The following is a 25,077-nucleotide window of genomic DNA, read 5'->3' as shown; positions in this document are numbered from 1 at the left end:
CTGAACTGAGCATGCGCATCGCCATTTTCACCTTTTCACTGCTCGCCTGTGCTTCCTTGATCCCCGCGCAGGCTCCTTCCGCCGCTGAAAGCATTCCCCAATCGGTGCAGGAGCTTTGGGCGGATTTTGATCCGCGCAAAGAGCCCATCGGAACGGAGGTCATTCGCGAGTGGAAGGAGGACGGCATGATTTTGCGGCATGTGCGCTACTTCATCGGCAGCTTCAAAGGCAAGCCGGCACGCATGGCGGCGGTGTATGGCTTTCCCGAAGGGACGAAGGAAAAACTCCCCGCAGTGATGCACATTCATGGTGGCGGTCAGCGAGGTTCGGTGAGCGAGGTGAAGCTGCTCGTGGCGCGAGGTTACGCGGCGCTGTCGGTGAACTGGGGCGGCAGCGGCAATGGAAAAGCGCCCTTCAACACCTGCGAGAAGGCCGAGCCGGGCGATCCGAACACCGATTGGGGCGCGGTCGATCCCTCGCAGCTCAATGTGCCGGGTTACTCGTCGATGCTGCCAGGTCCGAAGCATGTGTTTGAGGACCGCGAGCATCCGAAGAACAACAACTGGTATCTCCTTACGCTTGGCTGTCGTCGCGGGCTCACCTTTCTCGAACAGCAGCCGGAAGTCGATGCGCAGCGCCTCGGCGTGCATGGTTACTCGATGGGCGGGAATCTCACGATGTATGTCGCAGGCACCGATGATCGCGTAAAGGCCGCGGTGCCGGCCGTTGGCGGTCAGGGCTGGCGCTGGCAGGGGCGAGATTACCTCGGCGGCAAGGCGCAGCAGGAGCAGATCAAGGGCGACATCGAGGTCTTCAAGCGCACACTGAGCTTCGAAAGCTATGCGCCGCGCATTCACTGCCCGGTTTTGCATCGCAGTGCCACGAACGACTTCCACGGCTGGATGGACGACGTGTATCGCACGAACGCCCTCATCGAAAAACAGCCGACGCGCTACAGTTGGGTGCCCCACATGAACCACCGCCTCACGCCGGAGGTGGCGATCACGATGCCGCTTTGGTTCGACCACTATCTCAAAGGCGGCCCCGCTTTGCCCGACACACCACAGAGCGAACTCCGCCTCAAATCGAACGACGACGTGCCGATGCTGCGCGTGCGGCCGGATGTGAAAACGCTGCCCGTGGCCCGCGTTGAGATTTTTTACAGCGTCGATCCCGATCCCCGCGCCCGCTTCTGGCGCAGTGCCGAGGTTCATCACGAAACGGAGGGCTATATCGCCCAACTGCCGATCCACACGCTCGACACGCCGCTGTTCGCTTTCGCGAACGTTTACTACACGCTGCCAAAGCCCGAATCGATGGCGCAACTGCCAGGCAACTCCAAACCGGTCACCGAAGTCTGCATCAGCTCGCTGATGCACACGCACAACGCGGCGGAGGTCGCACAAGCCGCTCCCAAGCTCACCGCGAAGCCTTCCAAACTCATCGAGGACTTCGCCCACGGCCAACGCGATTGGTATTCTCTCAACGCCGGCAATCTCACGCATCAGCAGCTCTGGACGCGCAAAGTCACCGACCAGCTGTATCGCGGTGCCGACGGTGCGAAGCTAAAGCTCACGCTCAAGATGCCGCAGACGAATCGCATCGCCATCGTGCTCCAGCAGAACGAATGGCGCAGCTATCGCGGCCAGCGCAAAACCTTCGTCTTCGAACACGAAGTGCATGGCGATGCAGCCGTGCAGACAATCATGCTCGAAGCCAAAGACTTCACTTCAACCGACGGCGCGCTCACATCCTGGGCTCAAATCGACCAGCTCGGCATCTGCGCGCACTACGCACAGGGCGGTGCTCCCGCCAAAGACGTGCCGCTCTGGAAAGGCGCCGCGATGGAACTCTTGCGTGTCGAGTGGGAGTGAAGTGATCAGCGGTCGTCTTCGGTCTTCTTCTTCCGATTCTTCGCTTTGTCGGGCTTGTTCGCCTTGTCCGCTTTGGGTGGCTTGGGCGGTTCGTTCGACACTTTGAAATCGGTGGGAGGCAGCAGCGGAGGCGTGTCGAGTCTGCCGCGGTGGACTTCGATGAGGCTGAAGATGTCGTCTTTGGCATCGGTGTTCACGAGGGAGAAGTCCGCGCCCTTTGTGCCGCCGTGACGCAGCATCGCGTCCTCGATGATCACTCGCTCATGATGCCATTGTTTGTCGCCTTTGCCGGTGATGTTCAGTGCGGTCTTCATGCCTGACTTGCCCGCATCGTAATCAAGCCTCCAGGTCGATCCTGCTGTCGCGTCATACCAGACGACGGTGATCGCCATCGCTTTGGGATCATTGCCTTCGGAGAATCCATCGTGCAGTTTGAAATGCATCGCGTCTTTGCCAGAGGCGTGCTCGAAGCCGCGCGCAAAGCGCGAGTAAATGGACGAGGTCTTCGTGATCGGTCCGCCCACGCGCCAGAGGGGAATGGACGTGGCATCGGCGTCGATCTGATCGAGGAAGCGTCCGTAGTTATCGGGCCAGATGTCCCAGCCCACATCGTTGAATCCCGTCTGCGTGTCGCGCTGGCGGACCTGGCTCAGCAGCAGCGCGTTCTGGTCATCCACTGCAGCGCCATACTTGGCATAGGCGGCGCAGATCTTCAGCATGCGCTCTGCGTTGTGCTTGCTGGCCTCGCCGAACTTGGCCTCCGGATAGGCTTGCGTGTCAGCAGCATCCAATCCCTTGTGGAGCGCACAAAAGGCATCGGTGGCCGTCTGCGGTTGGATCTGCCCCGCGTAACGATTGAAGAAACGGAAGGAGTAATCGAACCCCTGCTCCTTGCAGGCCTCCATGGCGCTGGAGCTGATGTCCCAGATGCTTTGTCCGCTTTGCAGGCCGGTGAGAGCGCCCCAGTAGAAGCTGAGCGGCACGTTCAGCTGATACCATGCACGCGTCCACGTCTGATCCATCTCTGACCGGGCAAACAGCGGCGTGCCCTGCGCGGCGATGAGACGATGCTGCCACGTTTCGATCTTGCTGCGCTCACCGCTCAAGTGGTGGCCGCGTCCGCTGCCTGCGATCTTGATCCCGAGGCCGCCTTTGGCATTCGCCATCACCCACTCCCATTCCTTCGCAAAGCCCTTGTTCTCGGCCGCGTCGTCATCCGGCGACACATTGTTGAACATCAGCGCGATCTGTGGCTGGTCGGCAGGTGATTGAAAGGTCTTCACATACACATCGAACTCCCACAGCCGGAACTCCCGCCACGCATCAGACGTCATGGGCAGGTCGTATTGCTTGTCGATGACATTCCCCTTGTAGGCGCATTCATCGCCCGTGCAGCCGGTCTTCACCTGAATGAACGCAATGCGCTCTTGCATCTCCTTCGAGCAGCTGCGGATGTGCTTCCCAAACTCTGTGATCAACCGCTGGCAGAACGTTTTGTATTCCGGCGAGGCATAGAAAGGATACACCGGCCAGCTGTCATGAATTTGGCTGTCGGCTTTCACGGCGGGGACGCCCTTGTCGTAGATCCACTTCGGCGCATCGGGTCCGACGTTCAGCGAGAGGTAGAGGAACTGGCTGCTCTGGACCGCCTTCTTCATCGCCTGATCCAGGCTGCTCCAATCAAACACGCCCGGCTCCTTTTCCACTTCTGCCCAGGATTGGGTGAATGCCAGACCCTGTAGAAAGGGAAAGTCGCTGCGATCAAACTTGTCGCCGCGATCCCACACACCAAACGAACTGGGCGGCGGCACCGCTTGCGTTGGTGCGCAACAAAGGGCGGACATCATGCTGATCAGGCCGAATGGTCTAGCGAAGGTCAGGTTCATGACGGTTGAAATCTGGATAAAAATTGATGGGGGTTTCTGCATGGCCGAGCGAGAGCGGATGCGGACACGCTTCCGCAGCGACGCCACGATCAAGCCACACGGCCGCTCGCTCCGCAAAGAGGGATCAGGTCTATTTATGTAGATATCCGGCCTCAGACCGCATAGCATCCCGGGTCATGCCCGCCCGACGTTCATCTTTGAGACAAGCCGCACGAAAGAGCCCGCGCGGCGATGTTGCGAAATCTGAGCCGCCGCAGGTCGCCTTGGTGGTCGAGACTTCCTTCGGCAGTGGACGCGACATCCTCACAGGCATCGCCCGCTACGTGCGCGAGCACGATCCCTGGCTGCTCTTTCACGAGGCACGAAGCATCGATCAGGAACTCCCGCATTGGCTCAAGAACTGGAAAGGCCACGGCATCATCGCCCGCGTCTTCACTCCAGCGATGGCGGCTGTGCTTCGCCGAACACGTCTTCCCGTGGTCGATGTGCTCGGCGTGGTGCCAGACGCCGGGTTTCCTCTGGTGCATGTTGATGATGAAGCCATCGGCGTCATGGCCGCCGAGCATCTCATCGTGCGCGGCTTCAAACACTTCGCCTTCTTCGGACTCGAAGAGCGAAACTGGTCCGCTGCTCGTGAGCGCGCCTTTGTCCGGCAAGCGAAACGGCATGGCTGCGAGACCAGCGTGCGCCGCGTCAGCCCACGTCAGGTGCATGATGATTCGTGGGAAGTGCATCAGCAGAAACTTGCCTTGTGGATTGACGGCTTGCCAAAGCCCGCAGGACTCATGGTGTGCAGTGACCACCGCGCTAGTCACGTGCTCGAAGCCTGCCGTCGCGCAGGCGTCCGCGTGCCTGATGAGGTCGCCGTCATCGGCGTGGATAACGATCAACCGCTTTGCAACCTCTGCCATCCGCCGCTCACCAGCATCTGGCCAAATCACGCCCTCGTCGGCTACGAAGCCGCGCGATTGCTCGACCAAATGATGCGCGGCAAAAAGCGAGTGCCCGCGCGCACTCTCACACCGCCGAATGAAACCGTCACGCGCCAGTCCACCGACACCCTCGCTGTGCAGGACGAACTCGTTGCCAAAGCCCTGCACATCATCCGCGAGCGCGTCTGCGATGCCATCCGACTGGATGAGATCGCCACCCTCGTCGGAGCCTCGCGCAGCGTGCTGCAACGCCGCTTCCGTGCCGCCCTCGGCCGCACCATCAATGAGGAACTCATCACCCAACGCGTCACCGCCGCCCAGCGCCTCCTCCTCGACACCCATCTCTCCCTCGCCGAAATCGCCGAGCGCTGCGGCTTCCGCCATCAGGAATACATGGGCGTGGTCTTCAAAGGGCAAACCAAGCAGACGCCCGCGCAGTTTCGGAATCAAGCGCGGGCGGAGTGATAATGGGCTGTCTTGATGTCGATCAACTCGGCCTCTGCGCCCACTTTGCCGCCAAAGGCAGCACCGCGAGCGACGCCCCGCTGTCGAAAGGCCCCGCGCCGGAGTTTTTGAGGCTGGTGTGGGAGTAGCGGCCAGATTCGATGGCTATCGACGTTCTCACCGGATGTCGCGTGCTCTCCTCGCCCTCGTTTTCATTTCCACCAGCTTTGCCGCCGAGCCCATTCGTGAAACCTTTGGCCCCGAGTTCGATGCGAAGCGCTTCCTGACGCCGATTCCGAACAAGAACACGAGCGTGCGCGATGGCGTGCTTTGGACGCGTGGGGCCAGCGGAGGCAAGTATCCGCCGATGGTCTATCTGCCGGTCGAGGGAAAAGACCTCACGATCTCCTTTCGCTATCGCCATCTCGCGCCGGGCGGGTGGTTGTGGTTCTTCGTCGATGGCGACGATGGTTTCGGCAGCGAGGATCACATGCTGCGCGTCAAACTGCTGCGTGAAGGCGTGCAGTTGCAGGTCGATGCGCACTCCAAAGACGCCAACCATCCGCTGCGGCAGAAAAACGGTCGCCCACCCGACAAAAAGAGCGGCGCTTATCGCCTGAACGAGGTCTTCCCGCTCGAAAAAGTCGATCTGACTACCAACACGTGGCGAGCGGTGAAACTCGTCTTCCGCGGCGAGGAGGTCCAAATCACGCTCGATGGCCAGACGTGGTCGAAAACGCTCACAAGGCCCAATTTGAACGCCGCGAAGCGCAAACTCCTCTGGATGCAAAACGGCGGCGAGGCCGGCATCGAGCTCGATGACATCCAAGTGATCTCCACCGCGCCATGAAGCCCCTCCTGCTGCTTGTTTCGTCATTCGTCCTTCTACATTCGTCCTTGTCGGCGAAGCCGAACATCCTCTACATCCTCGCGGACGACCTTGGTTATGGCGATGTGCATTGCCTGAATCCGCAGCGCGGAAAAATCGCCACGCCGCATTTGGACCGGCTCGCGGCGCAGGGCATGACGTTCACGGATGCGCACAGCGGATCGTCGGTGTGCACGCCCACGCGATATGGCCTGCTCACCGGGCGCTACGCGTGGCGCACGCGGTTGCAGAGCGGCGTGCTCGATGGCGGCAACGACGAGCCGCTTATTGCCGCCGACCGGCTCACGGTGGCCGGTTTTCTCAAACAACAGGGCTACAGCACCGCCTGCATCGGCAAATGGCATCTCGGCTTCCAGTCCGACATGGATTCAAACAAGGGCAAAGACCGCTCCGGCCTGCCAGTAGGCGCACGCATCATCGGCGGACCGACGACACGCGGCTTTGATCGTTATTTTGGCTGCTCGAATGCCCGCACGATGACCTCGCTCATCGAGAATGATCGCGTCATCGAGCACATCGAGACCATCGACATGCTGCCACGGCTCGGCGCACGCGCGGTGAGCCACCTCGCGGCCTGCGTAAAGTCGGACGCGCCCTTTTTCCTCTACTTGCCGCTCACGTCACCGCACACGCCCATCGTGCCCTCCGCGTCGTGGAAAGGCAAAAGCGGCCTCGGCGACTACGCGGACTTCGTGATGCAAACCGATGCCATCGTCGGCGAAGTGCTTGCCGCGCTCGACCAGCATGGCCTCGCGGAGAACACACTCGTCTTCTTCACCTCCGACAACGGCTGCTCGCCTGCCGCCAAGACCGCGCAGCTCGAAAAGAGCGGCCACTTCGCCAGCGCGGGCTTTCGCGGTTACAAAGCGGACATCTGGGAAGGCGGGCATCGCGTGCCTTTTTTTGTGCGCTGGCCCGGAAAGGTCGCCGCAGGCTCGAAAAGCGCGCAAACCATCTGCCACACCGATTTCCTCGCCACCTGCGCAGCCATTCTCGAGGCGAAACTGCCCGAAAACACCGCCGAGGAAAGCGTGAGCCTTCTCCCCGCGCTGCTCGGCCAAGACCAAGCGCCGCTGCACGAGCATGTGGTGCATCACAGCATCAGCGGACGCTTTGCGATCCGTCAGGGCAACTGGAAACTCGCCCTCTGTCCCGGCAGCGGCGGCTGGGGAAAGCCCGGCGACGCCGAAGCCGCGAAACAAGGCCTGCCCGCCGCGCAACTCTACGACCTGAGCACCGACCCCGCCGAAACCATCAACCTGCACAACAAACACCCCGAAGTCGTGCAACGCCTCACCACGCTGCTCAACGACATCATCGCCAACGGCCGCAGCACGGCGGGATCGCCGCAAACGAACGACGCGCCCGTCATCGTGAGCAAACCCAACCGTAAAGCGGCGAAGGAATAATCTCAAAGCCGCGCCAAGGTCGTCGTGAGCAGCTTCCAGAACTTCTGCGCCGAGGAGATGCTGGCGCGTTCGTTCTCAGAGTGGGCTTCTTCGATGTCAGGTCCAAACGAGATCATGTCGAGGCCTGGATAGGTCTGCGCGATGACGCCGCACTCCAAACCGGCGTGGCAGGCGCTGACGCCGACGTCGTGGCCGAAGAGCTCGCGGTAGATGCCTTTCATCTGGTCGAGGATCGCGGAGCTGGCGCTGGGACTCCAGCCGGGATAGCCGTCGTCGTTTCGCACCTCGGCGCCGATGAGGCGGAACGGAGCGGCGAAGGCTGCTGCGACATCACGCTTGCTGGATTCGACGCTGCTGCGTTGCAGGCCGCTCCACTCGGCGCAGTCCTCCGCGACATCTATGAGGGACAAATTCGACGAAGCCTCGACCAAACCGGTGATTTCAGGGCTCATTCGATACACGCCGTTCACCACGGCCCGAAGGGCGCTCACGAAAGCCCGCTGGTTCTCATCGGTCATCGTGGGCGTGAAGCCGTGAGGCGATGGAGGGAGTTTTTGCGTCGTGATCCGCATGTCCGGCTCGATGCGGCGAAACTCCGCCAGGATGTCCGCTGCTTCGTCAGCGATTCTTTTCTCAAAAGCTGCCTCATCCTCCGCGTCGGCCTTTTCCTTTTCCCACGATCCTGCCTGCACGACCACCACCGCCGTGCATCGCGCTGGAATCGCATTTCGAGCACTGCCGCCCTTCATTTCGCTCAGAGCGACCATTTCAGTGCCACAAGTATCCAACAGCCGCGCCATGAGCTTGATGGCATTCGCACGGCCTTCGTGGATTTGCAGGCCGGAATGACCGCCGCGCAATCCTTCGATGCGGATTTCATAGCGCGGCTCGGGCGCATGAAGCGAGTGCGTGTAGTGCTGCCAGCTCACCAGCGTGTCGATGCCGCCCGCGCATCCGATGGTGAATTCGTCATCTTCCTCCGAATCGAGGTTAAGCATCGTTTTGCCGCTCAAGAGACCGCCTTGCAGCATCCGCGCGCCGCTCATGCCCTGCTCTTCGTCGATGGTGAGCAGCGCCTCGATGGGCGGATGCGACAGATCCTTCGACGCGAGCACCGCCAGGATCGCGGCGGCTCCGAGGCCGTTGTCAGCACCGAGCGTGGTGCTGCGGGCACGCACCCAATCACCGTCGATCCACATGTCGATGCCCTGATTCTCGAAATCGAAGCTCACGCCGTCCGCCGCTTTGTGCACCATGTCGAGATGCGCCTGCAAAATGACCGGCGCATGCCCCGCGCGGTCGGCGGTGGCCGGTTTCTTCACGATCAAATTGCCGCCGCTGTCCTCCAGGCACTCCAGCGCATGCTTGTCGGCAAACGCCCGCACAAAGGCCTTCACCTTCGCCTCCTTCTTCGACGGCCGCGGCACGGCATTGAGGTCGGCGAAGCAGTTCCAGAGGGCGCGGGGTTCGAGGGAGCGGATGGCGTCGGACATGAGGCGGCATGTATGGCGTGGATTACGCGATGAGAAAACTGGGAGATGAGGCCTTCACGCACGTTTTTAGCCGCCATGAAGCTCCCCGCCGCGCTCATCCTCTTCGCTCTTTGCCCTCTGCTCTCCGCCTGGGCACAGCCGAACATCATCCTCATGATGGGCGATGACCATGGCTGGGAGGAGACGGGCTACCATGGGCATCCGCATGTGAAGACGCCCACGCTCGACGAAATGGCGGCGCAGGGGCTGCGGCTGGAGCGATTTCACTCGGCGCATCCGAGTTGCTCGCCCACACGCGCGAGCTTTCTCACCGGACGGCATCCGAATCGCATGGGCACCTTCGCGCCGGGCTGGTCGCTGCGGCCAGAGGAGATCACCGTGGCGCATGTCCTTTCGAAAGCGGGCTTCCAGTGCGCGCATTTCGGCAAATGGCATGTTGGCACGGTCAAAGCGGGCTCGCCGACGAATCCGGGCGCGATGGGATTTCATGAGTGGCTCTCGCACGACAACTTCTTCGAGCTGAATCCCTCGCTCTCACGCAACGGCGGGCCGCCGCAGGTCTTTGAAGGTGAAAGCTCCGAGATCCTCGTGCGCGAGGCGATGCAGTTCATTGACCGCGTGAAGAAAGACGCGAAACCGTTCTTCACCGTCATCTGGTTCGGCTCGCCGCACGAGCCCTACAGCGGCCTGCCGCAGGATCTGGCGCTCTACGACGACCTGCCCGCAAAATACGCGAAGAACAAAGTGCGCCTCACCTCGAACGAAACCGGCGCTCCCGTCACCCGACCGCAGGGCGAGGTGCTACGCGAGCGCTACGCCGAGATCACCGCGATGGACCGCGCCATCGGGCAATTGAGAAAGCATCTCGCCGCCACCGGGCTGCGCGAGGACACGCTGCTGTTTTACTGTGGTGACAACGGCACCTCGCCCGATGGATCGCTCGTGCGGCCGCATCGCGGTGTGAAGGGCCAGATGTATGAAGGCGGCACGCTCGTCCCCGGTCTCATCGAATGGCCGGCACGCATCCAAGCACCGCGCACGAGCCAGGTCGTCGCGCACACCAGCGATCTGCTGCCCACGCTCGCCGCGCTCACCGGCCAGCCTTTGCCCAAACGACCGCTCGACGGCATCGACCTCACGCCCGTGCTCGATGGCACGATCACCGAGCGCCCGTCGCCGATTTTCCTCTGGGACTACAACACCGCTCGCTTCAACGGCCTCCAAACCGAGCCCTACATCGACCCGAAGCAGCAAGAAGGCACCACCCCGCTGGCCAAGCTCTCCGGCGGCAAAGCCACGCGTGACTTCAAAAACATCCGCCACCCCGGTGAGATCATCGAAGCCGACTTCCTCGGCCCCCGCGCCATCCTCGACGGCCACCACAAGCTCGTCATCCACGACGGCAAAAAAGCCGCCAGTGCCAAAACCGAGCTCTTCGACCTCGAAGCCGACCCCGAGGAGAAAAACGACCTCGCCAAACAGCAAGCCGAACGCGTGTGGGAGCTCCAGGCGAAGCTCCGCACGTGGCAGCAGTCCGTTTTGAAGAGCCTTACGGGCGGCGATTATGCAAAGTAGTTCTTCGACCACGGAACACACGGAATACATGGAACTCAGAAGCAATCGGCTGAAACCCTTTCCGTGTATTCTGTGTATTCCGTGGTTCTCTTTCCCCGCTTCATGAAACACCTCGCCATCCTCCTCCTTACTCTCTGCCCTCTGCTCTTCGCTTCCGCCGCGGACCGTCCGGCGCATCTTTTCATCCTCACCGGGCAGTCAAACATGGCCGGCATGGACCCGAAGCTCGGATTTGAGCCGGAGGCGAAGATCGCGTTTCCGGATGCGGACGTGGCTTACATCAAAGTCGCGGTCGGCGGCATGCCCATTCGTTACTGGGTCGATGAATGGAACGACATCGCGACGAAGCACGGCGTCGATGTGGCGAAGGCACGTGAGAAGGACAAGAGCAAGGGCACCATCTTTTACCCGCGCATCCTAGAGCAGTTCGCCACCATGCTGAAGGCGCACCCGAACGTGAAGTCCGTCACCTTCTGCTGGATGCAGGGCGAGAACGACTCCAAAACCGGCCTCCACGCGCCCTACGCCGATGCCTTGAAGCAGCTCATCGCCAACCTGCGCCGCGATTTGAAGCAGCCAAACATGCATGTCGTCATCGGCCGCATCAGCGACCACGACCGCATCAACCCGCCCGCCTGGAAAGTCGTCCGCGAAAGCCAGGTCGAAGTCGCCAAGGCAGATCCACGCGGCGCGTGGGTCGATTGCGACGACCTCAACGACAAAGAAATCAAAGGCGCGATGACCCAGGACCTCCACTACACCAAACCCGGCTACGAACTCCTCGGCCGCCGTTTCGTGCGTCAGGCCAAGGCGCTCATCGAAGGCAAGAAGCCCGCAGAGAATGGGCGGCCGGAGTGAGCGGGTGCATTTCGTTGAGAAGTGCGGCGATCAGGCGCGTTACCACGCGCCACCATGAAATCGCTCCTTGCCGCTAGTTTTGCCCTCGTTGCTGCCACTGCGTTGGCCGCGCCGCCGAAGTTCAATGTGCTTCACATCGTCTCGGATGACTTGAACACCTCCCTCGGCTGCTACGGGCATGCGCAGGTGAAATCACCGCACATCGACAAGCTCGCGGCCACCGGCGTGCGCTTTGAAAAAGCCTATTGCCAGTATCCACTGTGCAATCCGAGCCGCGCGTCCTTCATGACCGGCATGCGCCCGGGCAGCACGAAGGTGTATGAAAACAGCACGCACTTCCGCAAAGCCCTGCCCGACGTGCTGAGCATCCCGCAGACGTTTTCGAAGGCAGGCGCGTTCGCGGCCCGCGTCGGCAAACTTTACCACTACGGCGTGCCGACGCAGATCGGCACCAGCGGTCTCGATGACGAGCCGTCGTGGCAGCAGGTCGTGAATCCCATCGGTCATGACAAGAAAGTCGAGGACCAGATCCACACGCTCACGCCGGGGCAGTTCGGCGGCACGCTGAGCTGGTTCAACGATCCCTCCGAGGAGCCGCAAACCGATGCGATTGGCGCCGCAGAGGCCATCAAGCTGCTCGAAGCGAAGAAGGACGGTCCGTTTTACCTCGCGGTCGGCTTTTACCGTCCTCACACGCCGTATGTCGCCCCGGCGAAGTATTTCGAAGGCTATCCCATCGACAAGATCCAGCTCGCCACCGGCCCGATGAAGGATGCGCCGGGCATGCCGACCGCCGCTTACGCCAGCTACAAGAAAGAGCAGGACCAGCTCACCGACCCGATGCGCAAAGAGATCCTGCAGGCCTACTTTGCCTCCACCACCTTCATGGATGATCAGGTCGGGCAGGTCGTGGCTGCGGTCGAGCGTCTCGGGCTGCGTGAGAAGACGGTCATCGTGTTTCACAGCGACCACGGCTACCACCTCGGCGATCACGGCCTGTGGCAAAAACAAAGCATCTGGGAAAACTCCGCCCGCGTGCCGCTCATCATCAGCGTCCCCGGCAACGCGAACAACGGCAAGAGCTGCCCGCGCCCTGTCGAGCTCATCGACGTGCACGCCACGCTCGCCGATGTGTGCGGCCTGCCTCTTCCTCAAAGCGATGGCGTGAGCCTGAAGCCGCTGCTCGACAATCCGCAGGCCGCCTGGGACAAGCCCGCCTTCACCCAAACGCTGCGCGGCGCACCTCAGGGCACCACAGCGCCGAGCTTTGACCCGAAGAACCTCGAAAAAGGCAAGAAGGCTCAAGGGAAAGGAAAGGGCAAAGGCAAGGCCGGTGCCTTCTTCGGCCTCAGCGTGCGCACCGAGCAATTCCGCTACACCGAATGGGACGAAGGCCGCCAAGGCGCGACGCTCTTCGACCTGCAAAACGATCCGCAAGAGTCCAAAGACCTCTCCAAAGACCCCGCGCACGCCGAAACCGTCGCGAAGATGAAGGCGATGCTCGCGGGGCTGAAGAAGTAATCGAGCAGCAGGTGTTGGAGTCTAGGCTTTAGCCGATACGAACGATCCTCCAGATCGGCTAAAGCCTGCACTCCAACCGATGAACTTGCAGCCGCTGGCAAGGAAACCCTCGCCAAAGGCGTTTTTTGAATTGGTCTGACCAATTCTCATGCCTCCCACCCGCCGTAACTTCCTTCACAGCCTCAACGGAGCCGCGCTGGCCTCGCTGCTGCATCGCGATGCCAGCGCGGCATCGGCGAATCCGCTCTCGCCGAAGGGCGGACATCATGCGGCGAAAGCGAAGGCAGTGATCCAGATTTTCTGCCCGGGCGGCCTGTCGCATGTCGATACGTGGGATTACAAACCCGAGCTCGAAAAGCGGCAGGGCAAACCCTTCGATCCGGATGGCAAACTGCAGTTCTTCGCTTCCAAGCCCGGCAACTGCCAGCAGAGCTGGTGGAAGTTCCGCCAGCATGGCGAGTGCGGACGCTGGATGAGCGATTTGTTTCCGAAACTCGCCACAAAGGTCGATGACATGGCCTTCATCCACTCCATGCAGAGCAAAACCGCGCTGCATGGCCCTGCGATGTTCATGGCGAACAGCGGCTTCATTCTTCCCGGCTTTCCGAGCATGGGCGCGTGGGTCACGTATGGCCTCGGCAGCCTCAGCGAAGATCTTCCCGCTTTCGTCGTGCTGCCTGATCCGCGCGGTTTGCCGCCCGGTGGCGTTCTAAACTGGGGCGCGGGGTTTTTGCCCGCGATTCATCAGGGCACCGTCATCACCACCGATGCCGAAAAACCGCCCATCGCCGATCTTTTCCCGCCGAAGGGCTACATCGACGGTTCCGAGGAAAAAAGCCGCGAATTCCTCCAAGTACTCAATCGCACGCACGCAGCCCAACGACGCGAAAACAGCGAGTTGGAGGCCCGAATCGCCGCTTACGAGCTTGCAGCGCGTTTACAGCTCAGCGCGCCCGAAGCCACCAACGTGAACGGCGAGACTGAGGCGACGAAAAAGCTCTACCAGCTCGATCACGAGGACATCGGGCCGTTTGGAAGGCAGTGTTTACTCGCACGACGGCTCGTGGAGCGCGGCGTGCGCTTCGTGCAGCTCTTCTGCGGCGCGGAAAACACCACCGCGAAGAAAATCCGCCCGAACTGGGACAGCCACGAGGACCTCGTGCGCGATCACGGCTATTGGGGCCCCATTCTCGACAGCGGGGCCGCCGCGCTGCTCACCGACTTGAAATCACGCGGCCTGCTGGACAGCACGCTCGTCATCTGCACCACCGAATTCGGCCGCCAGCCCGCCGCGCAAGGCGCCGGCAAAGGCCGTGACCACAATCCCGGCGCCTTCACCGCCTGGATGGCCGGTGGCGGCATTCAGGGCGGCACCGCGTATGGCAGCACCGACGATCTCGGCTTCAAAGCCGCCGAAAACCCCGCCTACTGCTACGATCTTCATGCCACCGCACTGCACTTGCTCGGCCTCGACCACGAGAAGCTCAGCTACTACCACAACGGCATCCAGCGCCGGTTGACGGATGTCCACGGGCACGTCATCAAAGGGATCATCACATGAGTTTGCCACACATCGCGATCATCGACTGGCGCACCGCTCCGCAGGGAGATGTGGAGTCGGCTATTGAAAAAGGTATCATCGGCAGCATGGCGCGGGTGACGCGGCATCTTTGCGATACGGATGCGGACCTCGATGACGAGATCACGGGCGCGAATGCGATCATCATCTGGCACAACATGCCGCTGACGGCGCAAGGCATCGCAAACCTCAAGAATTGTCGGGCGATCATCCGCAACGGCGTCGGTTTTGACAGCGTGGACATTGCGGCGGCTCGTGAGCGAGGCATCGCGGTGTGCAATGTGCCGGACTACGGCACGGAGGAGGTGGCGGATCATGCCATCGCGCTGGCGATGGCGCTTTGCCGGCAGCTTTTCCCGCTCGATGCGGAGGCGAAGACGCTGGGATGGAACATCAAGATCGGCGCGAGGCTGCGGCGGCTGCGCGAGCTGACGTTTGGCATCGTCGGCCTCGGCCGCATCGGCACGGCGACGGCGCTGCGGGCGAAGGCGCTTGGTTTTCGCGTGGTGTTTCACGATCCGTATCTGGCCAACGGCGCGGACAAGGCCGTGGGCGTCATGCGGGTGCGCACACTCGATGAATTGCTCGCGCAGAGCGATGTATTGTCGCTTCATTGCCCGCTGAATGATGAAACGCGTCATCTGATCGCCGAGCGCGAGCTGTCGCTGCTCAAACCGGGCGCGTTTGTGGTGAACACGGCACGCGGCGGTGTGATCAAGAAGAGCGCCATTCTCGCGGCGTTGCGCGAAGGCCGTATCGCAGGCGCGGGGCTGGATGTGATCGAGGATGAACCGCTGCGCAGCGCCGAAGAAGCCGCCACACCGAATCTCATCGCGACGTGCCATGCGGCGTTTTGCAGTGTGGAATCGAAGATCGAGATGCGCAGTACCTCCGCACGCATCGCGCTGGCGGCGGTGACAGGGCAAAGATTGGAAAATGTCGTCAACGGTGTCGTTTGATGGCCATGCGCCTGCTCGCCGCCCTCATTTTCGCTTTCGTGATGCAACTCCGTGCCGTTGAGCCGGCGGTGTTGCTTCAGGAGTCATTCCAAGAAGACTTGTCCAAAGACTGGTTCTGGGGTCTCGGCACTTGGAAGGCTGAAAACGGCGTTTTGCGCGGCTTTGAGTCTGGAGCACGGCGTCACGGTCCCGTGAAGATGCGCAAGCTGCCGCTGAAGGACGCCACGGTGGAGTGCGAGTTCCGCCTCGAAGGCCGGGCAACGTTTGCCGGTATCATTTTCAATGGCTCGCAGGAGCGTGGACACCTCGTGCATCTGGTCATGGGGAAGGATCAACTGCGCATCCTGGCGCATCCGAAGAAGGGCGAGACGAAGGAGTTGCTAAAAACGCCCGCGAAGCTCGCCGTGGGTGACTGGCATCGCGTGAAGCTCGTTTTCAAAGGACCCACCATGACCGCCACGATCGATGACCAGACGATTTCCGCCGAGAACGCCTGCATCGCCGAGGAAAAGCTCACCTTCGGCCTCGGCGGTGATTCAGGCGGGCCGGAGGGCGAAAAAGCGGGCGCGTTGGAGTTCCGCAGCCTGAAGATCACGCAGTAGGGTGGGTGCGCAGGCGGATGATCATCGCGGCGATGGTGCTGCCGACGAGATTCGCGACCAAGTCCCAGCCGGTGTTCTCATAACCACCGACGTTGGTGTTCGGAATCGTGAGCACGGCGATGAATTCGATCACCTCGTTCAAAGCGCCGAAGCCCATGCCTGCGGCAGCACAGAGCGCCAGCATGCCGAAGGTCGGCCGCACGGAACCACCGTCTGGCTGACGCAACGCCTGACGCAGGATGTGCCAGCACAGCCAGGTGGTGATGCCGAAACCGTAGGCGTGGACGATTTGATCGTATTTCAGGCGGTTTGGAATGAGCCAGAGGCTGTAGAGCACCTCCTGGTCGCCATTGTAAGGCCATCCCGAAGGCAGCGGGCAGAGGCCGCCTGCCATGTGCGCCAGTCCCCACATCGAAAAGGCCCACAGCAGGCCAGTGGTGAGCTTCACGCGGCTGTGAACGAGGCTCATCACCGCGATGAGCACGAGCATCACCACGATGTAAAAGACGAACTCGCGGTTGCCACGCGAGACGGAGACCGAGGCCGCCAGGGCGATGTAGGCCGCATTGAAAAGCAGGACGGGTAGCAGCTTCGCGGGAGGAGAGGTGCTCATGGCCGTATCATGACAAGGTGGCCCGCCCCGTGGCAAGAGCTTCCTGCCAGGGTGGTTGACTGGCATCCCTCGTGCTGCATCCTAGCGCCGCCCTCTCCCCTGCATGAAATTTCCACTCCCCCTTGCTGTACTGTCGTTGCTTGCCACGCCCGTGTTCTCACAGGTGGCCTTGGACTCGGTGAAGGGGTTTGGTGATCTTGAGAAAGTCGCTGCTCAACTCGCCACGCAGCCTTACCAAGCACCTTCGCAGCAGCTTGATCCCTTCTTCGAAGGCTTGAAATACGACGGGCACCGCCAGATCCGCTTCCTGCGTGACAAGGCGCTCTTTGCCGAGCTTGGCGATACGTATCGCATCGAGTTCTTCCATCCTGGCTGGATGTTTAAGAAGCCGGTCGTCTTCTACAACATGCAGGCGGCGAAGACGGTGGATGTGCCTTTCGACCGGACGCACTTCGAGTACGGCGACCTCAAAGTGCCTGCGGAGGCAAAGAACCCGGTGGGCTACGCCGGCTTCCGCGTGCTGGCGCCCGACTCGCTGGTGAAGCGGCCATTTGAGTTCATGGTCTTCATGGGCGCGAGTTACTATCGTGCGGTGACCACCGAGCTCGGCTACGGCATCTCGGCACGCGGTGTCGCGGTGAACACGATCGGCGGGGAACCGGAGGAGTTCCCGGACTTCACGCATTTCTGGTTCCAGCAGCCCAAACCAGGCGACAAGTCCTTCAAGCTGCTCGCGCTGCTGAACGGGCCGAGCATCACCGGTGCCTACGAGTTCGAATCAACGCCGGGCGTGACGACGGAGATGAAGGTGAAGGCCACGCTGCACCTGCGCAAGGCGGTGAAGATGCTCGGCATCGCACCGTTCTCGAGCATGTTCTGGTTTGGTGAGAACTCGAACCCGAAGCCCTACGATTTCCGTCCGGAGGTGCATGATTCCGACGGCTTGCAGATTGAAATCGAAGGCGGCCCGTCCATCTGGCGGCCTCTGGATGTCAGCCGCGATCTTCGCCTGAGCATTTTCGAGACGGACCGGCTGAAGGGCTTCGGTCTTGCGGAACGTGATCGCGACTTCAACAACTTCCAGGACCTCGAGGCAAACTACCACCGTCGTCCCGCCGTGTGGGTGGAACCGGTGAGCGGATTTGGCAAAGGAGCGGTGACGCTGGTCGAGCTTTCCACCGGTGAGGAAACTTGGGACAACATCGTGGCGATGTGGAAGCCGGATCAACTGCCCGCCACACCCGCCGAGCCGCTCAAAGTCGAGTACAAGCTGCACTGGCTTGACCAGCACGAGCCAGCCGGCCTGTACAAGGTGATCAGCTCACGCCGCGGCTTCGTGATGGACTCGGACGATCATCTCTACGTCATCGACTTCGCGCCGCAGAAAGTCACGCGGAATCCGCAGGACAAGGAATGGACGCCGGACATCGACGTGGTGCTCAGCGGTGGCGAGGGACAGGTGATCGACAAACGTGTGATGAAGAACAACGAGACCGGCGGCTGGCGTGCCTTCTTCAAGCTCGACATCCCTGAAAAGAGCAACCTCCTGGAGATCATGATGGAGCTGAAGGATGGCAAGAAGGTGATCTCCGAACGCTGGATGTACCAGTGGCGTCGATGAAGCTGAACCTCCTCGATCTCGGCTGGAATGACTTCTTCGAACGGCAGTTTGAGCCGTTCCGGGCGGAAGGCTGGAAGCCAGCACGGTTGATCCGTGACAACAAGATCAGCTACGGCGCTCTGCTGGAAGACGGAGCGAATGGCTTCGACGAATTCGAGGTCGTTTTGAGCGGCAAGGTGTATCACGATGCTGAAACCGATGCCGAACTGCCAGCGGTCGGCGACTGGGTGGCTTTGGAAGTCGGCGGCGAGAACGGCGACAACGTCATCCGTGCCCGCTTGCAGCGGCAGACCTGTTTTTCCCGCAAAGCGGCTGGTGAAAGCGCCGAGGAGCAGGTCATCGCGGCGAATGTGAACACGGTGATCGTCGTGACTGATGCGGGACCCGATTTCAGTCCACGGCGCATGGAGCGCTACTTCACGCTCATCGCCCGCAGCGGCGCCCAAGCCGTCGTGCTGATCAACAAGGCCGATCTTTACCCTGACGAGCAGAACCAGCAGGCCGCTGCAGAGATCCGTGCGCTAAACACGGAGGCCGAAGTGCATGTGACCAGCGTGAAGAAGCGCAAGGGACTCAAGGTGCTCAAGGATCACCTCAGGCGTGGTCAAACCGTCGCCATCATCGGTTCCAGCGGTGTGGGGAAGTCAGCACTGGTGAACCTGCTGCTCGGCGAAGACTGGCAGTGGGTGGACGAGGTGAATGAGGTCACTGGCAAAGGCCGCCACACCACCACAGCGCGCGAGCTGCTGGTGCTCGAAAAAGGCGGCATCCTCATCGATAACCCGGGTATCAAGGAAGTGCAGATGTGGACGGACGAAACCACGCTGCGCGAACGCTTTGCTGACATCGACGAGATCGCGCTACAGTGCCGCTTTCACGACTGCAAACACGGCAAGGACGCCGGATGTGCCATTCGTGGTGCCGTGGAGGCCGGAACGCTGGATGCGGAGCGCTACGAAGGCTATTTGAAGCTTGAGGACGAGATCGCAGCGCTGCGCAAAAAGCGCAAGAAGCGTCAGATGACTGTCGAACGCCGCAACAAGCGCGATCACAAGATCAAGGCGCGCAACCGCGTGGACCGTGAGGACATCGAGCGTGATTTGAAACCGAGGGCCTGAGATCAGTCTCTCGTCACGCTCACTGGCGTGCTGTCGAGCACCCATTCATAAAAAAACTTCGCCGGATTGCCCTCGTTGAGCGGCACGCGGATGCAGCCGTGCGAGGCGGGGTAATTGGGAACACTGGTGAAGCCGTGGATGAAGACATTGCCGTTGATCTGCACGCTCCAGGGCATGGGCGCGTTTTGATAAAGGGTGGAGTGGTGCATCACGGTGCGAAACGGACCTGCGCGAAACTCGCCCGCCGGGGTGCGGCCGTTGCGGCCGGAACTAATGCGCGTTTGCAGGACCAGGCGATCGCCCTGCCAGCCTTGAAGCTGCTGCCTTTTCAAGCTGACCACCACACGCTGCGGTGAAACCACGAGGGTGAAACCACGGAAGAAGCCGCCGACACGGACACGGCCATTCTCATCCGGCGGGGAGACCTCAGCGCCGGCCTGGGTCAGTTGATCCGTGCTCACCACTTCCGTTCCGTCGGTCAAAGTACGCAGCGATGCAGGCGGCAGCATCATTTCGTTCAATTGAAAAACTTTGCCCATGTCGTCTCGCCGCACCGGCCACTTCAGCTCGTCCACCGCTTCGTCCACAGGTAGAAAGAGCTTTCCCGGCTCCGCGTGGAAGGTGATGGCCTCAATGGTCCCGCCGAGCGACACGGCCGGACAAGCGATCTGCAGGATCGCGATCAGGCATGGAGAAATGAAAAGCAGGCTGAAACGCCGGGACATGGTGTGTGAGGAGGGGACTGTGGCGTCTCTCGCATGTCTTGCACGAGATTCCTCCGGCAAAGCGGCTTCTGCTGAGCTAAGTCTGCGCCATGCCACCGCCGCCCGCCGCCACACGCACCGGACTCGCCCGAGCCATGTCAAAGCTCGGTTTCTGCTCGCGTAGCCGTGCCACGGAGCTCATCCGCATGGGCAAGGTGAGCGTAAACCACGTGGTGCGGAAGAATCCCGAGTTCCCGGTCATCCTCGGACAGGACATCATCATCATGGATGATGTGAGCATCAACCAGGCGAAGCAGGTTTACGTCATGCTGAACAAACCGCGCGGCCTGGTGACCAGCGCTTCGGATGAACTCGGCCGCGAGACGGTGTTTTCGTGCTTCGAGCATTCCAGGTTGCCGCATCTCTCCCCCGTGGGCCGTCTCGACAAGGCGAGCGAGGGTTTGCTGCTTTTCACAAATGACAACACTTGGGCGGACAGGATCACAAATCCCACGACGCACCTGGACAAGACTTATCACGTCCAGATTACCGGCCTTGTGGATGAATCGCTGCTTTCTCGGCTGAAAAGCGGCATCCATGACCATGACGAGCATCTCTCGGCAAAGAACGTGACGGTTTTGCGCACGGGTGAAAAGAACACCTGGCTCGAGTTCACGCTCGACGAAGGCCGCAACCGGCACATCCGGCGTCTGCTCGACGCGTTTGGCATCGAAGTGCTGCGTCTCGTGCGCGTTGCGATAGGACCTCTTGCCTTGGGCGATCTTCCGAAAGGAAAATGGCGGGAACTGACCAAGCGCGAAGTGGCCGCGATGAGATAGCCAAAACGCGCCCGGCCTTTCGACCGGACGCGCTTTGGGGTTTTGGGGGTGGTGATGGGAAGTGTGGTGCAGGCCTCTGGCCTGCGTTTTCAGCCCGGAGGGCTGAATCCACATTAATAACGGTAGTGATCCGTCTTGTAGGGGCCATCGACGGGCACGCCGATGTAGTCGGCCTGGTCTTTGGAGAGGACGGTGAGCTTCACGCCGATCTTGGCGAGGTGCAGGCGGGCGACTTCTTCGTCGAGCTTCTTCGGCAGCACGGTGACGCCGACGGGGCGCTTGTCCTTGTTTTCCCAGAGGTCGATCTGCGCGAGGCACTGGTTGGTGAAGCTGTTGCTCATCACGAAGCTCGGGTGGCCGGTGGCGCAGCCGAGGTTCACGAGACGGCCTTCGGCGAGCATGAAGATGCTGTTGCCGGCCGGGAAGGTGTATTTGTCCACCTGCGGCTTGATGTTGAGGCGCTTCACGTCCGTGCGGGCGTTGAGCTTATCGACTTGGATCTCGTTGTCGAAGTGACCGATGTTGCAGACGATGGCCTGGTCCTTCATCTTCTCCATGTGCTCAAGGCGGATGATGTCCTTGTTGCCGGTGGTGGTGACGTAGATGTCGCCCCAGCCGAGGGTGTCTTCGATGGGCATGACGCGGAAGCCTTCCATGGCGGCCTGAAGGGCGCACACGGGGTCGATTTCGGTCACGACGACCTGGGCGCCCATGCCGCGGAGGGCGAAGGCGCAGCCTTTACCCACATCGCCGTAGCCGCAGACGACGCCAACCTTGCCGGCGATCATGACGTCGGTGGCACGCTTGATGCCGTCGAGGAGGGATTCGCGGCAGCCGTAGAGGTTGTCGAACTTGGACTTCGTGACGCTGTCGTTCACGTTGATGGCAGGGAAGAGCAGCTTGCCAGCCTTGGCCATTTCATAGAGGCGATGCACGCCGGTGGTGGTCTCTTCGGAGACGCCCTTCAGTTCCTTCACGATCTCGTGGAAGATGCCGGGCTGCTTCTTGGCGATGTCCTTGAGGAGGTCCTTGATGACCTTCACTTCGTGGTTGTCGGAGGGGGTCTCGACCCACTTGTCGCCGTTTTCCATTTCGTAGCCCTTGTGGATGAGGAGGGTCACGTCGCCACCGTCGTCGACGATGAGCTGCGGGCCTTTTTCACCAGGGAACATGATGGCCTGCCAGGTGCACCACCAGTATTCTTCGAGCGTTTCGCCCTTCCAGGCAAAGACGGGCGTGCCGGAGGCGGCGATGGCGGACGCGGCGTGGTCCTGGGTGGAGAAAATGTTGCAGGAGGCCCAGCGCACGTCGGCACCGAGTTCCTTCAGCGTCTCGATGAGCACGCCGGTCTGGATGGTCATGTGCAGGGAGCCGGTGATGCGGACGCCAGCGAGGGGCTTTTTCGGGCCGTACTTCTCGCGGGTGGCCATGAGGCCGGGCATTTCGCTTTCGGCGATAGTGAGTTCCTTACGGCCGAAGTCGGCGAGGGCGATGTCTTTGACTTTGTAGTCGCTCATAGTGGGCGTGTGTGGGTTCAGGTTTGGGGTGAAAAGAAACAAATCAACGTATCAGGATGCGTTGATATGTTCCAAAGGCATGCCGGGGTGTCAATCGGGGATTTATCCGGCTTTGTGTCGCCGTTTGAGGCTGACCACCATGAAGCTCGCTCACGCCCTCACCTTCCTCCTCGTCGCCTTTTCACTCCAAGCCGAAGACCTCCATCCTGCTGCCGGCGCCACCGGATTTGTGCCACTTTTTAACGGCAAGGACCTCACCGGCTGGAAAACGACCGGCAACTGGCTCGTCGAGCCGGATGGCAGTGTCTCGCTGCATCCTCGCGAAGGCGAGAAAGGCTGGAAACGCTTCGATGCCTACATCGCCACCGAAAAGCTGTATGGCGACTTCGTGCTCGACCTCGAGTTCAAGATCAACGCGAAGGGTAACAGCGGCGTCTTCATGCGCGTGGCGGACATGAAGGAGCCCGTTAAGACCGGCTTCGAGGTCCAAATCCTCGACACTTACGGCCTCGCCAAGCCCGGCCACCACGACTGCGGCGGCATCGTCCACGGCACCGGCCCCTCGAAGAACATGGTCAAACCCGCTGGTGAGTGGAATCGCTACACCATCACCGTCCAAGGCCGCACTGTGAAGGTCGTCTTCAACGGCGAGCAAGTCATCGACACCACGCTGGAGGCCATGAACATGGCCGACCGCCCCAATCTCGGCCACATCGCCTTCCAAGATGAGGCGCTACGCGTGTGGTATCGCAATGTGCGGATCAAGGAGCTGAAGTAGCACTTGGGAACCCCAGCGTCATCGAGCAGGCGAAGCAAAGTGGTCCTCTAGCTCCGCGAGAGGAACTCAGCGTGTGATTCCCACCAGCTTCATCCCATTTCGGACGACTTCAGGAGCTGTGAAAGCCCTCGGCTCATCTTGCGGAGCAAGATGACTACTTTGCTGACGCCATCTTCCTTACCCAAGAACAGGAAGGAAACGCCTCTCCTGATCGTTCACGCCCCGCCATGAGATCACTCCTCGTCTTCGTTTCGTCATTCGCCATTCTGGTTTCGTCATTGGCCGTGGAGCGGCCCAACGTCCTCTTCATCGCCAGCGATGACATGCGACCGCAGCTCGGCTGTTATGGCGATACGACGGTGAAATCGCCGAACCTCGATGCGTTGGCGAAACGCGGCATGGTGTTTCAGCGCAGCTACGTGCAGCAGGCGCTGTGCTCGCCCTCGCGCATCTCGATGCTCAGCGGGCGGTATCCGGCCACGACGGAGATCTTTGAAATCGGCCGCACGCTGCGCACCACCATGCCGGACATCACCACGATGCCGCAGCACTTCAAAAACAACGGCTACCACACGCGCAGCCTCGGCAAGATCTACCATGTGGGCATTGATGACGACGCCTCGTGGACCGTGCCGGCCTGGCACAGCAAGATGCCGCGCACCAGCACCGCCACGCAGGAGGGCGTGAAGAAGTTCATCGAGGAGGCAAAGGCGAAAGGCATCGCGCTGCCGCAGAAGGGCAAAGGCAGCCGCAACAGCGCCGTGCCCGCGTTTGAGTCCGTCGAATGCGGCGACGATGATCTGCTGGATGGCGATTGCGCATTGCAGGCCATCGCGCAGCTCAAAGAGCATGCGAAAAACCCCGCGCAGCCCTTCTTCCTCGCCGTCGGTTTTGCCAATCCGCATGTGCCGTGGATCTCGCCGAAGAAATACTGGGATCTCTACGATCCCGCCAAGTTCACGCTCGCTAGCAACGAGTTCCTGCCAAAGGACGCGCCCGATTTTGCCGCCACAAGCGGCGCGGACTTCTTTTGGTATCGCGACGTGCCGCAGGTCACGGGCGACAAGCTGCCAGAGACCTTCAAACGCCAGTGCCTGCACGGCTACTACGCCGCGATCAGCTACGTCGATGCGCAAGTCGGCCGCTTGATGGCCGCGCTCGATGAAACCGGCCTCGCGAAGAACACGATCGTCGTGTTTTGGAGCGATCACGGCTACTACATGGGCGAGCACACCTGGTGGGGCGCGAAGCACAACAACTACGAAGGCGCCACCAACAACTGCCTCATCATCTCGCAGCCCGGCATGAAGCACGCCGGCGGGAAAACGCATTCGCTGGCGCAGAGCGTCGATCTCGCGCCCACGCTCACCGAATTGTGCGGCCTGCCCGTGCACACGGCCTTCCAAGGTCGCAGTTTGAAGCCTGTGCTCGATGATCCGGAGGCCAAGGTGAACGACGCGGCCTTCAGTTGGTATCCGAAAGGCCAGGGCTACCTCGGCGTCGCCATGCGCACGGATAAATGGCGCTACGTCGAATGGACCAAGCCCGGCGCCGAAACCGTCCGCGAGCTCTACAACATGGTCCAAGACCCGCAGAACAACCAAAACGTCGCCGCGAAGCCCGAGCACGAAAAAGTGATCGAAGCCCTCGGTAAACGCCTGCGAGAAAAATTCCCCGTTCAGGAGTTCAAAGCCCCGCCCGCCGCGGAAGGGAAGAAGCGGAGGAAGTAGCGGCCGCAGACAGAAGTTGGAGTCTAGGGCGTGTTTTAAAATTGGTTTCTGAGGGATAAAGTGCAGATGGCAAGAAGGACAAAAGCCATGAATGAAACATCGGTTTTGTCATACCGGGTGGCCACGCGTTGCATGC

21 protein-coding genes are annotated in these 25,077 nt (G+C 61.1%); 16 read left to right on the top strand and 5 right to left on the bottom strand.

From position 1 onward, the window contains the following. The first annotated feature begins 11 nt into the window (after positions 1–11). The gene (locus ACILSE_RS16715) at positions 12–1,874 is read left to right on the top strand and encodes an alpha/beta hydrolase family protein (RefSeq protein WP_395718561.1); all 1,863 of its coding nucleotides are present in this window, start codon (positions 12–14) and stop codon (positions 1,872–1,874) included. A 5-nt stretch (positions 1,875–1,879) separates the two neighbouring features. On the opposite strand, the gene ACILSE_RS16710 is transcribed toward ACILSE_RS16715, so the two are convergent. After that, positions 1,880–3,760: a T9SS C-terminal target domain-containing protein gene (locus tag ACILSE_RS16710; protein WP_395718560.1), complete on the bottom strand. Its 1,881-nt coding sequence runs from the start codon at positions 3,758–3,760 to the stop codon at positions 1,880–1,882. 176 nt (positions 3,761–3,936) lie between these two features. Between ACILSE_RS16710 and ACILSE_RS16705 the strand changes: the two genes are divergently transcribed. From ACILSE_RS16705 to ACILSE_RS16690, 4 genes are read left to right on the top strand one after another with little or no spacing between them, the layout of a single operon-like run. Further along, on the top strand, positions 3,937–5,157 hold the full coding sequence (locus ACILSE_RS16705) for a substrate-binding domain-containing protein (RefSeq protein WP_395718559.1): 1,221 nt from the start codon (positions 3,937–3,939) through the stop codon (positions 5,155–5,157). Between the two features lie 2 nt (positions 5,158–5,159). Continuing rightward, positions 5,160–5,285: a hypothetical protein gene (locus ACILSE_RS16700; RefSeq protein WP_395718558.1), complete on the top strand. Its 126-nt coding sequence runs from the start codon at positions 5,160–5,162 to the stop codon at positions 5,283–5,285. A 35-nt stretch (positions 5,286–5,320) separates the two neighbouring features. Continuing rightward, positions 5,321–5,986 carry a hypothetical protein gene (locus ACILSE_RS16695; protein ID WP_395718557.1) on the top strand — a complete coding sequence of 222 codons (666 nt, stop codon included), beginning with the start codon at positions 5,321–5,323 and terminating at the stop codon, positions 5,984–5,986. Next, a complete protein-coding gene (locus tag ACILSE_RS16690; RefSeq protein ID WP_395718556.1) occupies positions 5,983–7,434 on the top strand; it encodes an arylsulfatase in 1,452 nt (483 codons plus the stop codon). Before ACILSE_RS16695 ends, ACILSE_RS16690 begins: the two co-directional genes overlap by 4 nt. Before the next feature lie 2 nt (positions 7,435–7,436). Here ACILSE_RS16690 and ACILSE_RS16685 read toward each other — a convergent pair whose 3' ends face one another. Further along, on the bottom strand, positions 7,437–8,927 hold the full coding sequence (locus ACILSE_RS16685) for an aminoacyl-histidine dipeptidase (protein WP_395718555.1): 1,491 nt from the start codon (positions 8,925–8,927) through the stop codon (positions 7,437–7,439). Between the two features lie 75 nt (positions 8,928–9,002). On the opposite strand from ACILSE_RS16685, the gene ACILSE_RS16680 reads away from it, so the two are divergent. From ACILSE_RS16680 to ACILSE_RS16655, 6 genes are all read left to right on the top strand, one after another. After that, on the top strand, positions 9,003–10,502 hold the full coding sequence (locus tag ACILSE_RS16680; RefSeq protein WP_395718554.1) for a sulfatase: 1,500 nt from the start codon (positions 9,003–9,005) through the stop codon (positions 10,500–10,502). A gap of 102 nt (positions 10,503–10,604) precedes the next feature. Next, positions 10,605–11,360 carry a sialate O-acetylesterase gene (locus ACILSE_RS16675; protein WP_395718553.1) on the top strand — a complete coding sequence of 252 codons (756 nt, stop codon included), beginning with the start codon at positions 10,605–10,607 and terminating at the stop codon, positions 11,358–11,360. A gap of 54 nt (positions 11,361–11,414) precedes the next feature. Further along, positions 11,415–12,881: a sulfatase gene (locus ACILSE_RS16670; RefSeq protein ID WP_395718552.1), complete on the top strand. Its 1,467-nt coding sequence runs from the start codon at positions 11,415–11,417 to the stop codon at positions 12,879–12,881. Positions 12,882–13,029: 148 nt separating this feature from the next. Next, complete coding sequence (locus ACILSE_RS16665; RefSeq protein WP_395718551.1) at positions 13,030–14,442, top strand: DUF1501 domain-containing protein; 1,413 nt, start codon at positions 13,030–13,032, stop codon at positions 14,440–14,442. Then, on the top strand, positions 14,439–15,419 hold the full coding sequence (locus tag ACILSE_RS16660; protein WP_395718550.1) for a C-terminal binding protein: 981 nt from the start codon (positions 14,439–14,441) through the stop codon (positions 15,417–15,419). Before ACILSE_RS16665 ends, ACILSE_RS16660 begins: the two co-directional genes overlap by 4 nt. Before the next feature lie 5 nt (positions 15,420–15,424). Beyond that, positions 15,425–16,021, top strand: coding sequence for a family 16 glycoside hydrolase (locus ACILSE_RS16655; protein WP_395718549.1), 597 nt, complete (start codon positions 15,425–15,427; stop codon positions 16,019–16,021). On the opposite strand, the gene ACILSE_RS16650 is transcribed toward ACILSE_RS16655, so the two are convergent. Beyond that, positions 16,011–16,634 carry a DUF2238 domain-containing protein gene (locus tag ACILSE_RS16650; protein ID WP_395718548.1) on the bottom strand — a complete coding sequence of 208 codons (624 nt, stop codon included), beginning with the start codon at positions 16,632–16,634 and terminating at the stop codon, positions 16,011–16,013. The genes ACILSE_RS16655 and ACILSE_RS16650 overlap by 11 nt on opposite strands. A 103-nt stretch (positions 16,635–16,737) precedes the next feature. Here ACILSE_RS16650 and ACILSE_RS16645 point away from each other — a divergent pair, with 103 nt between their 5' ends. Beyond that, on the top strand, positions 16,738–18,255 hold the full coding sequence (locus tag ACILSE_RS16645; RefSeq protein ID WP_395718547.1) for a glucan biosynthesis protein: 1,518 nt from the start codon (positions 16,738–16,740) through the stop codon (positions 18,253–18,255). Then, positions 18,252–19,373, top strand: coding sequence for a ribosome small subunit-dependent GTPase A (gene rsgA / locus ACILSE_RS16640; RefSeq protein ID WP_395718546.1), 1,122 nt, complete (start codon positions 18,252–18,254; stop codon positions 19,371–19,373). The genes ACILSE_RS16645 and rsgA overlap by 4 nt, the downstream gene beginning before the upstream one ends. A 2-nt stretch (positions 19,374–19,375) precedes the next feature. On the opposite strand, the gene ACILSE_RS16635 is transcribed toward rsgA, so the two are convergent. Further along, positions 19,376–20,098, bottom strand: coding sequence for a L,D-transpeptidase (locus ACILSE_RS16635; RefSeq protein ID WP_395718545.1), 723 nt, complete (start codon positions 20,096–20,098; stop codon positions 19,376–19,378). 89 nt (positions 20,099–20,187) lie between these two features. Here ACILSE_RS16635 and ACILSE_RS16630 point away from each other — a divergent pair, with 89 nt between their 5' ends. Then, entirely contained in the window at positions 20,188–20,916 is a 729-nt protein-coding gene (locus ACILSE_RS16630; protein ID WP_395718544.1) for a pseudouridine synthase, read from the top strand. 113 nt (positions 20,917–21,029) lie between these two features. On the opposite strand, the gene ahcY is transcribed toward ACILSE_RS16630, so the two are convergent. Beyond that, complete coding sequence (gene ahcY, locus ACILSE_RS16625) at positions 21,030–22,433, bottom strand: adenosylhomocysteinase (protein WP_395718543.1); 1,404 nt, start codon at positions 22,431–22,433, stop codon at positions 21,030–21,032. Between the two features lie 139 nt (positions 22,434–22,572). Here ahcY and ACILSE_RS16620 point away from each other — a divergent pair, with 139 nt between their 5' ends. Both ACILSE_RS16620 and ACILSE_RS16615 read left to right on the top strand, forming a co-directional pair. Beyond that, entirely contained in the window at positions 22,573–23,211 is a 639-nt protein-coding gene (locus ACILSE_RS16620) for a DUF1080 domain-containing protein (RefSeq protein ID WP_395718542.1), read from the top strand. 227 nt (positions 23,212–23,438) lie between these two features. Then, entirely contained in the window at positions 23,439–24,941 is a 1,503-nt protein-coding gene (locus tag ACILSE_RS16615; protein ID WP_395718541.1) for a sulfatase, read from the top strand. Positions 24,942–25,077: the final 136 nt, after the last annotated feature.

This window comes from Prosthecobacter sp., assembly GCF_044236155.1.
Classification (GTDB): domain Bacteria; phylum Verrucomicrobiota; class Verrucomicrobiia; order Verrucomicrobiales; family Verrucomicrobiaceae; genus Prosthecobacter.
This window is presented reverse-complemented; position numbering and strand designations above follow the sequence as displayed.

Coding starts and splice junctions, on each gene's coding strand:
- ACILSE_RS16715 (WP_395718561.1), top strand. CDS start 12: ATGCGCATCGCCATTTTCACCTTTTCACTGCTCGCCTGTGCTTCCTTG.
- ACILSE_RS16710 (WP_395718560.1), bottom strand. CDS start 3,760: ATGAACCTGACCTTCGCTAGACCATTCGGCCTGATCAGCATGATGTCC.
- ACILSE_RS16705 (WP_395718559.1), top strand. CDS start 3,937: ATGCCCGCCCGACGTTCATCTTTGAGACAAGCCGCACGAAAGAGCCCG.
- ACILSE_RS16700 (WP_395718558.1), top strand. CDS start 5,160: ATGGGCTGTCTTGATGTCGATCAACTCGGCCTCTGCGCCCACTTTGCC.
- ACILSE_RS16695 (WP_395718557.1), top strand. CDS start 5,321: ATGTCGCGTGCTCTCCTCGCCCTCGTTTTCATTTCCACCAGCTTTGCC.
- ACILSE_RS16690 (WP_395718556.1), top strand. CDS start 5,983: ATGAAGCCCCTCCTGCTGCTTGTTTCGTCATTCGTCCTTCTACATTCG.
- ACILSE_RS16685 (WP_395718555.1), bottom strand. CDS start 8,927: ATGTCCGACGCCATCCGCTCCCTCGAACCCCGCGCCCTCTGGAACTGC.
- ACILSE_RS16680 (WP_395718554.1), top strand. CDS start 9,003: ATGAAGCTCCCCGCCGCGCTCATCCTCTTCGCTCTTTGCCCTCTGCTC.
- ACILSE_RS16675 (WP_395718553.1), top strand. CDS start 10,605: ATGAAACACCTCGCCATCCTCCTCCTTACTCTCTGCCCTCTGCTCTTC.
- ACILSE_RS16670 (WP_395718552.1), top strand. CDS start 11,415: ATGAAATCGCTCCTTGCCGCTAGTTTTGCCCTCGTTGCTGCCACTGCG.
- ACILSE_RS16665 (WP_395718551.1), top strand. CDS start 13,030: ATGCCTCCCACCCGCCGTAACTTCCTTCACAGCCTCAACGGAGCCGCG.
- ACILSE_RS16660 (WP_395718550.1), top strand. CDS start 14,439: ATGAGTTTGCCACACATCGCGATCATCGACTGGCGCACCGCTCCGCAG.
- ACILSE_RS16655 (WP_395718549.1), top strand. CDS start 15,425: ATGCGCCTGCTCGCCGCCCTCATTTTCGCTTTCGTGATGCAACTCCGT.
- ACILSE_RS16650 (WP_395718548.1), bottom strand. CDS start 16,634: ATGAGCACCTCTCCTCCCGCGAAGCTGCTACCCGTCCTGCTTTTCAAT.
- ACILSE_RS16645 (WP_395718547.1), top strand. CDS start 16,738: ATGAAATTTCCACTCCCCCTTGCTGTACTGTCGTTGCTTGCCACGCCC.
- rsgA (WP_395718546.1), top strand. CDS start 18,252: ATGAAGCTGAACCTCCTCGATCTCGGCTGGAATGACTTCTTCGAACGG.
- ACILSE_RS16635 (WP_395718545.1), bottom strand. CDS start 20,098: ATGTCCCGGCGTTTCAGCCTGCTTTTCATTTCTCCATGCCTGATCGCG.
- ACILSE_RS16630 (WP_395718544.1), top strand. CDS start 20,188: ATGCCACCGCCGCCCGCCGCCACACGCACCGGACTCGCCCGAGCCATG.
- ahcY (WP_395718543.1), bottom strand. CDS start 22,433: ATGAGCGACTACAAAGTCAAAGACATCGCCCTCGCCGACTTCGGCCGT.
- ACILSE_RS16620 (WP_395718542.1), top strand. CDS start 22,573: ATGAAGCTCGCTCACGCCCTCACCTTCCTCCTCGTCGCCTTTTCACTC.
- ACILSE_RS16615 (WP_395718541.1), top strand. CDS start 23,439: ATGAGATCACTCCTCGTCTTCGTTTCGTCATTCGCCATTCTGGTTTCG.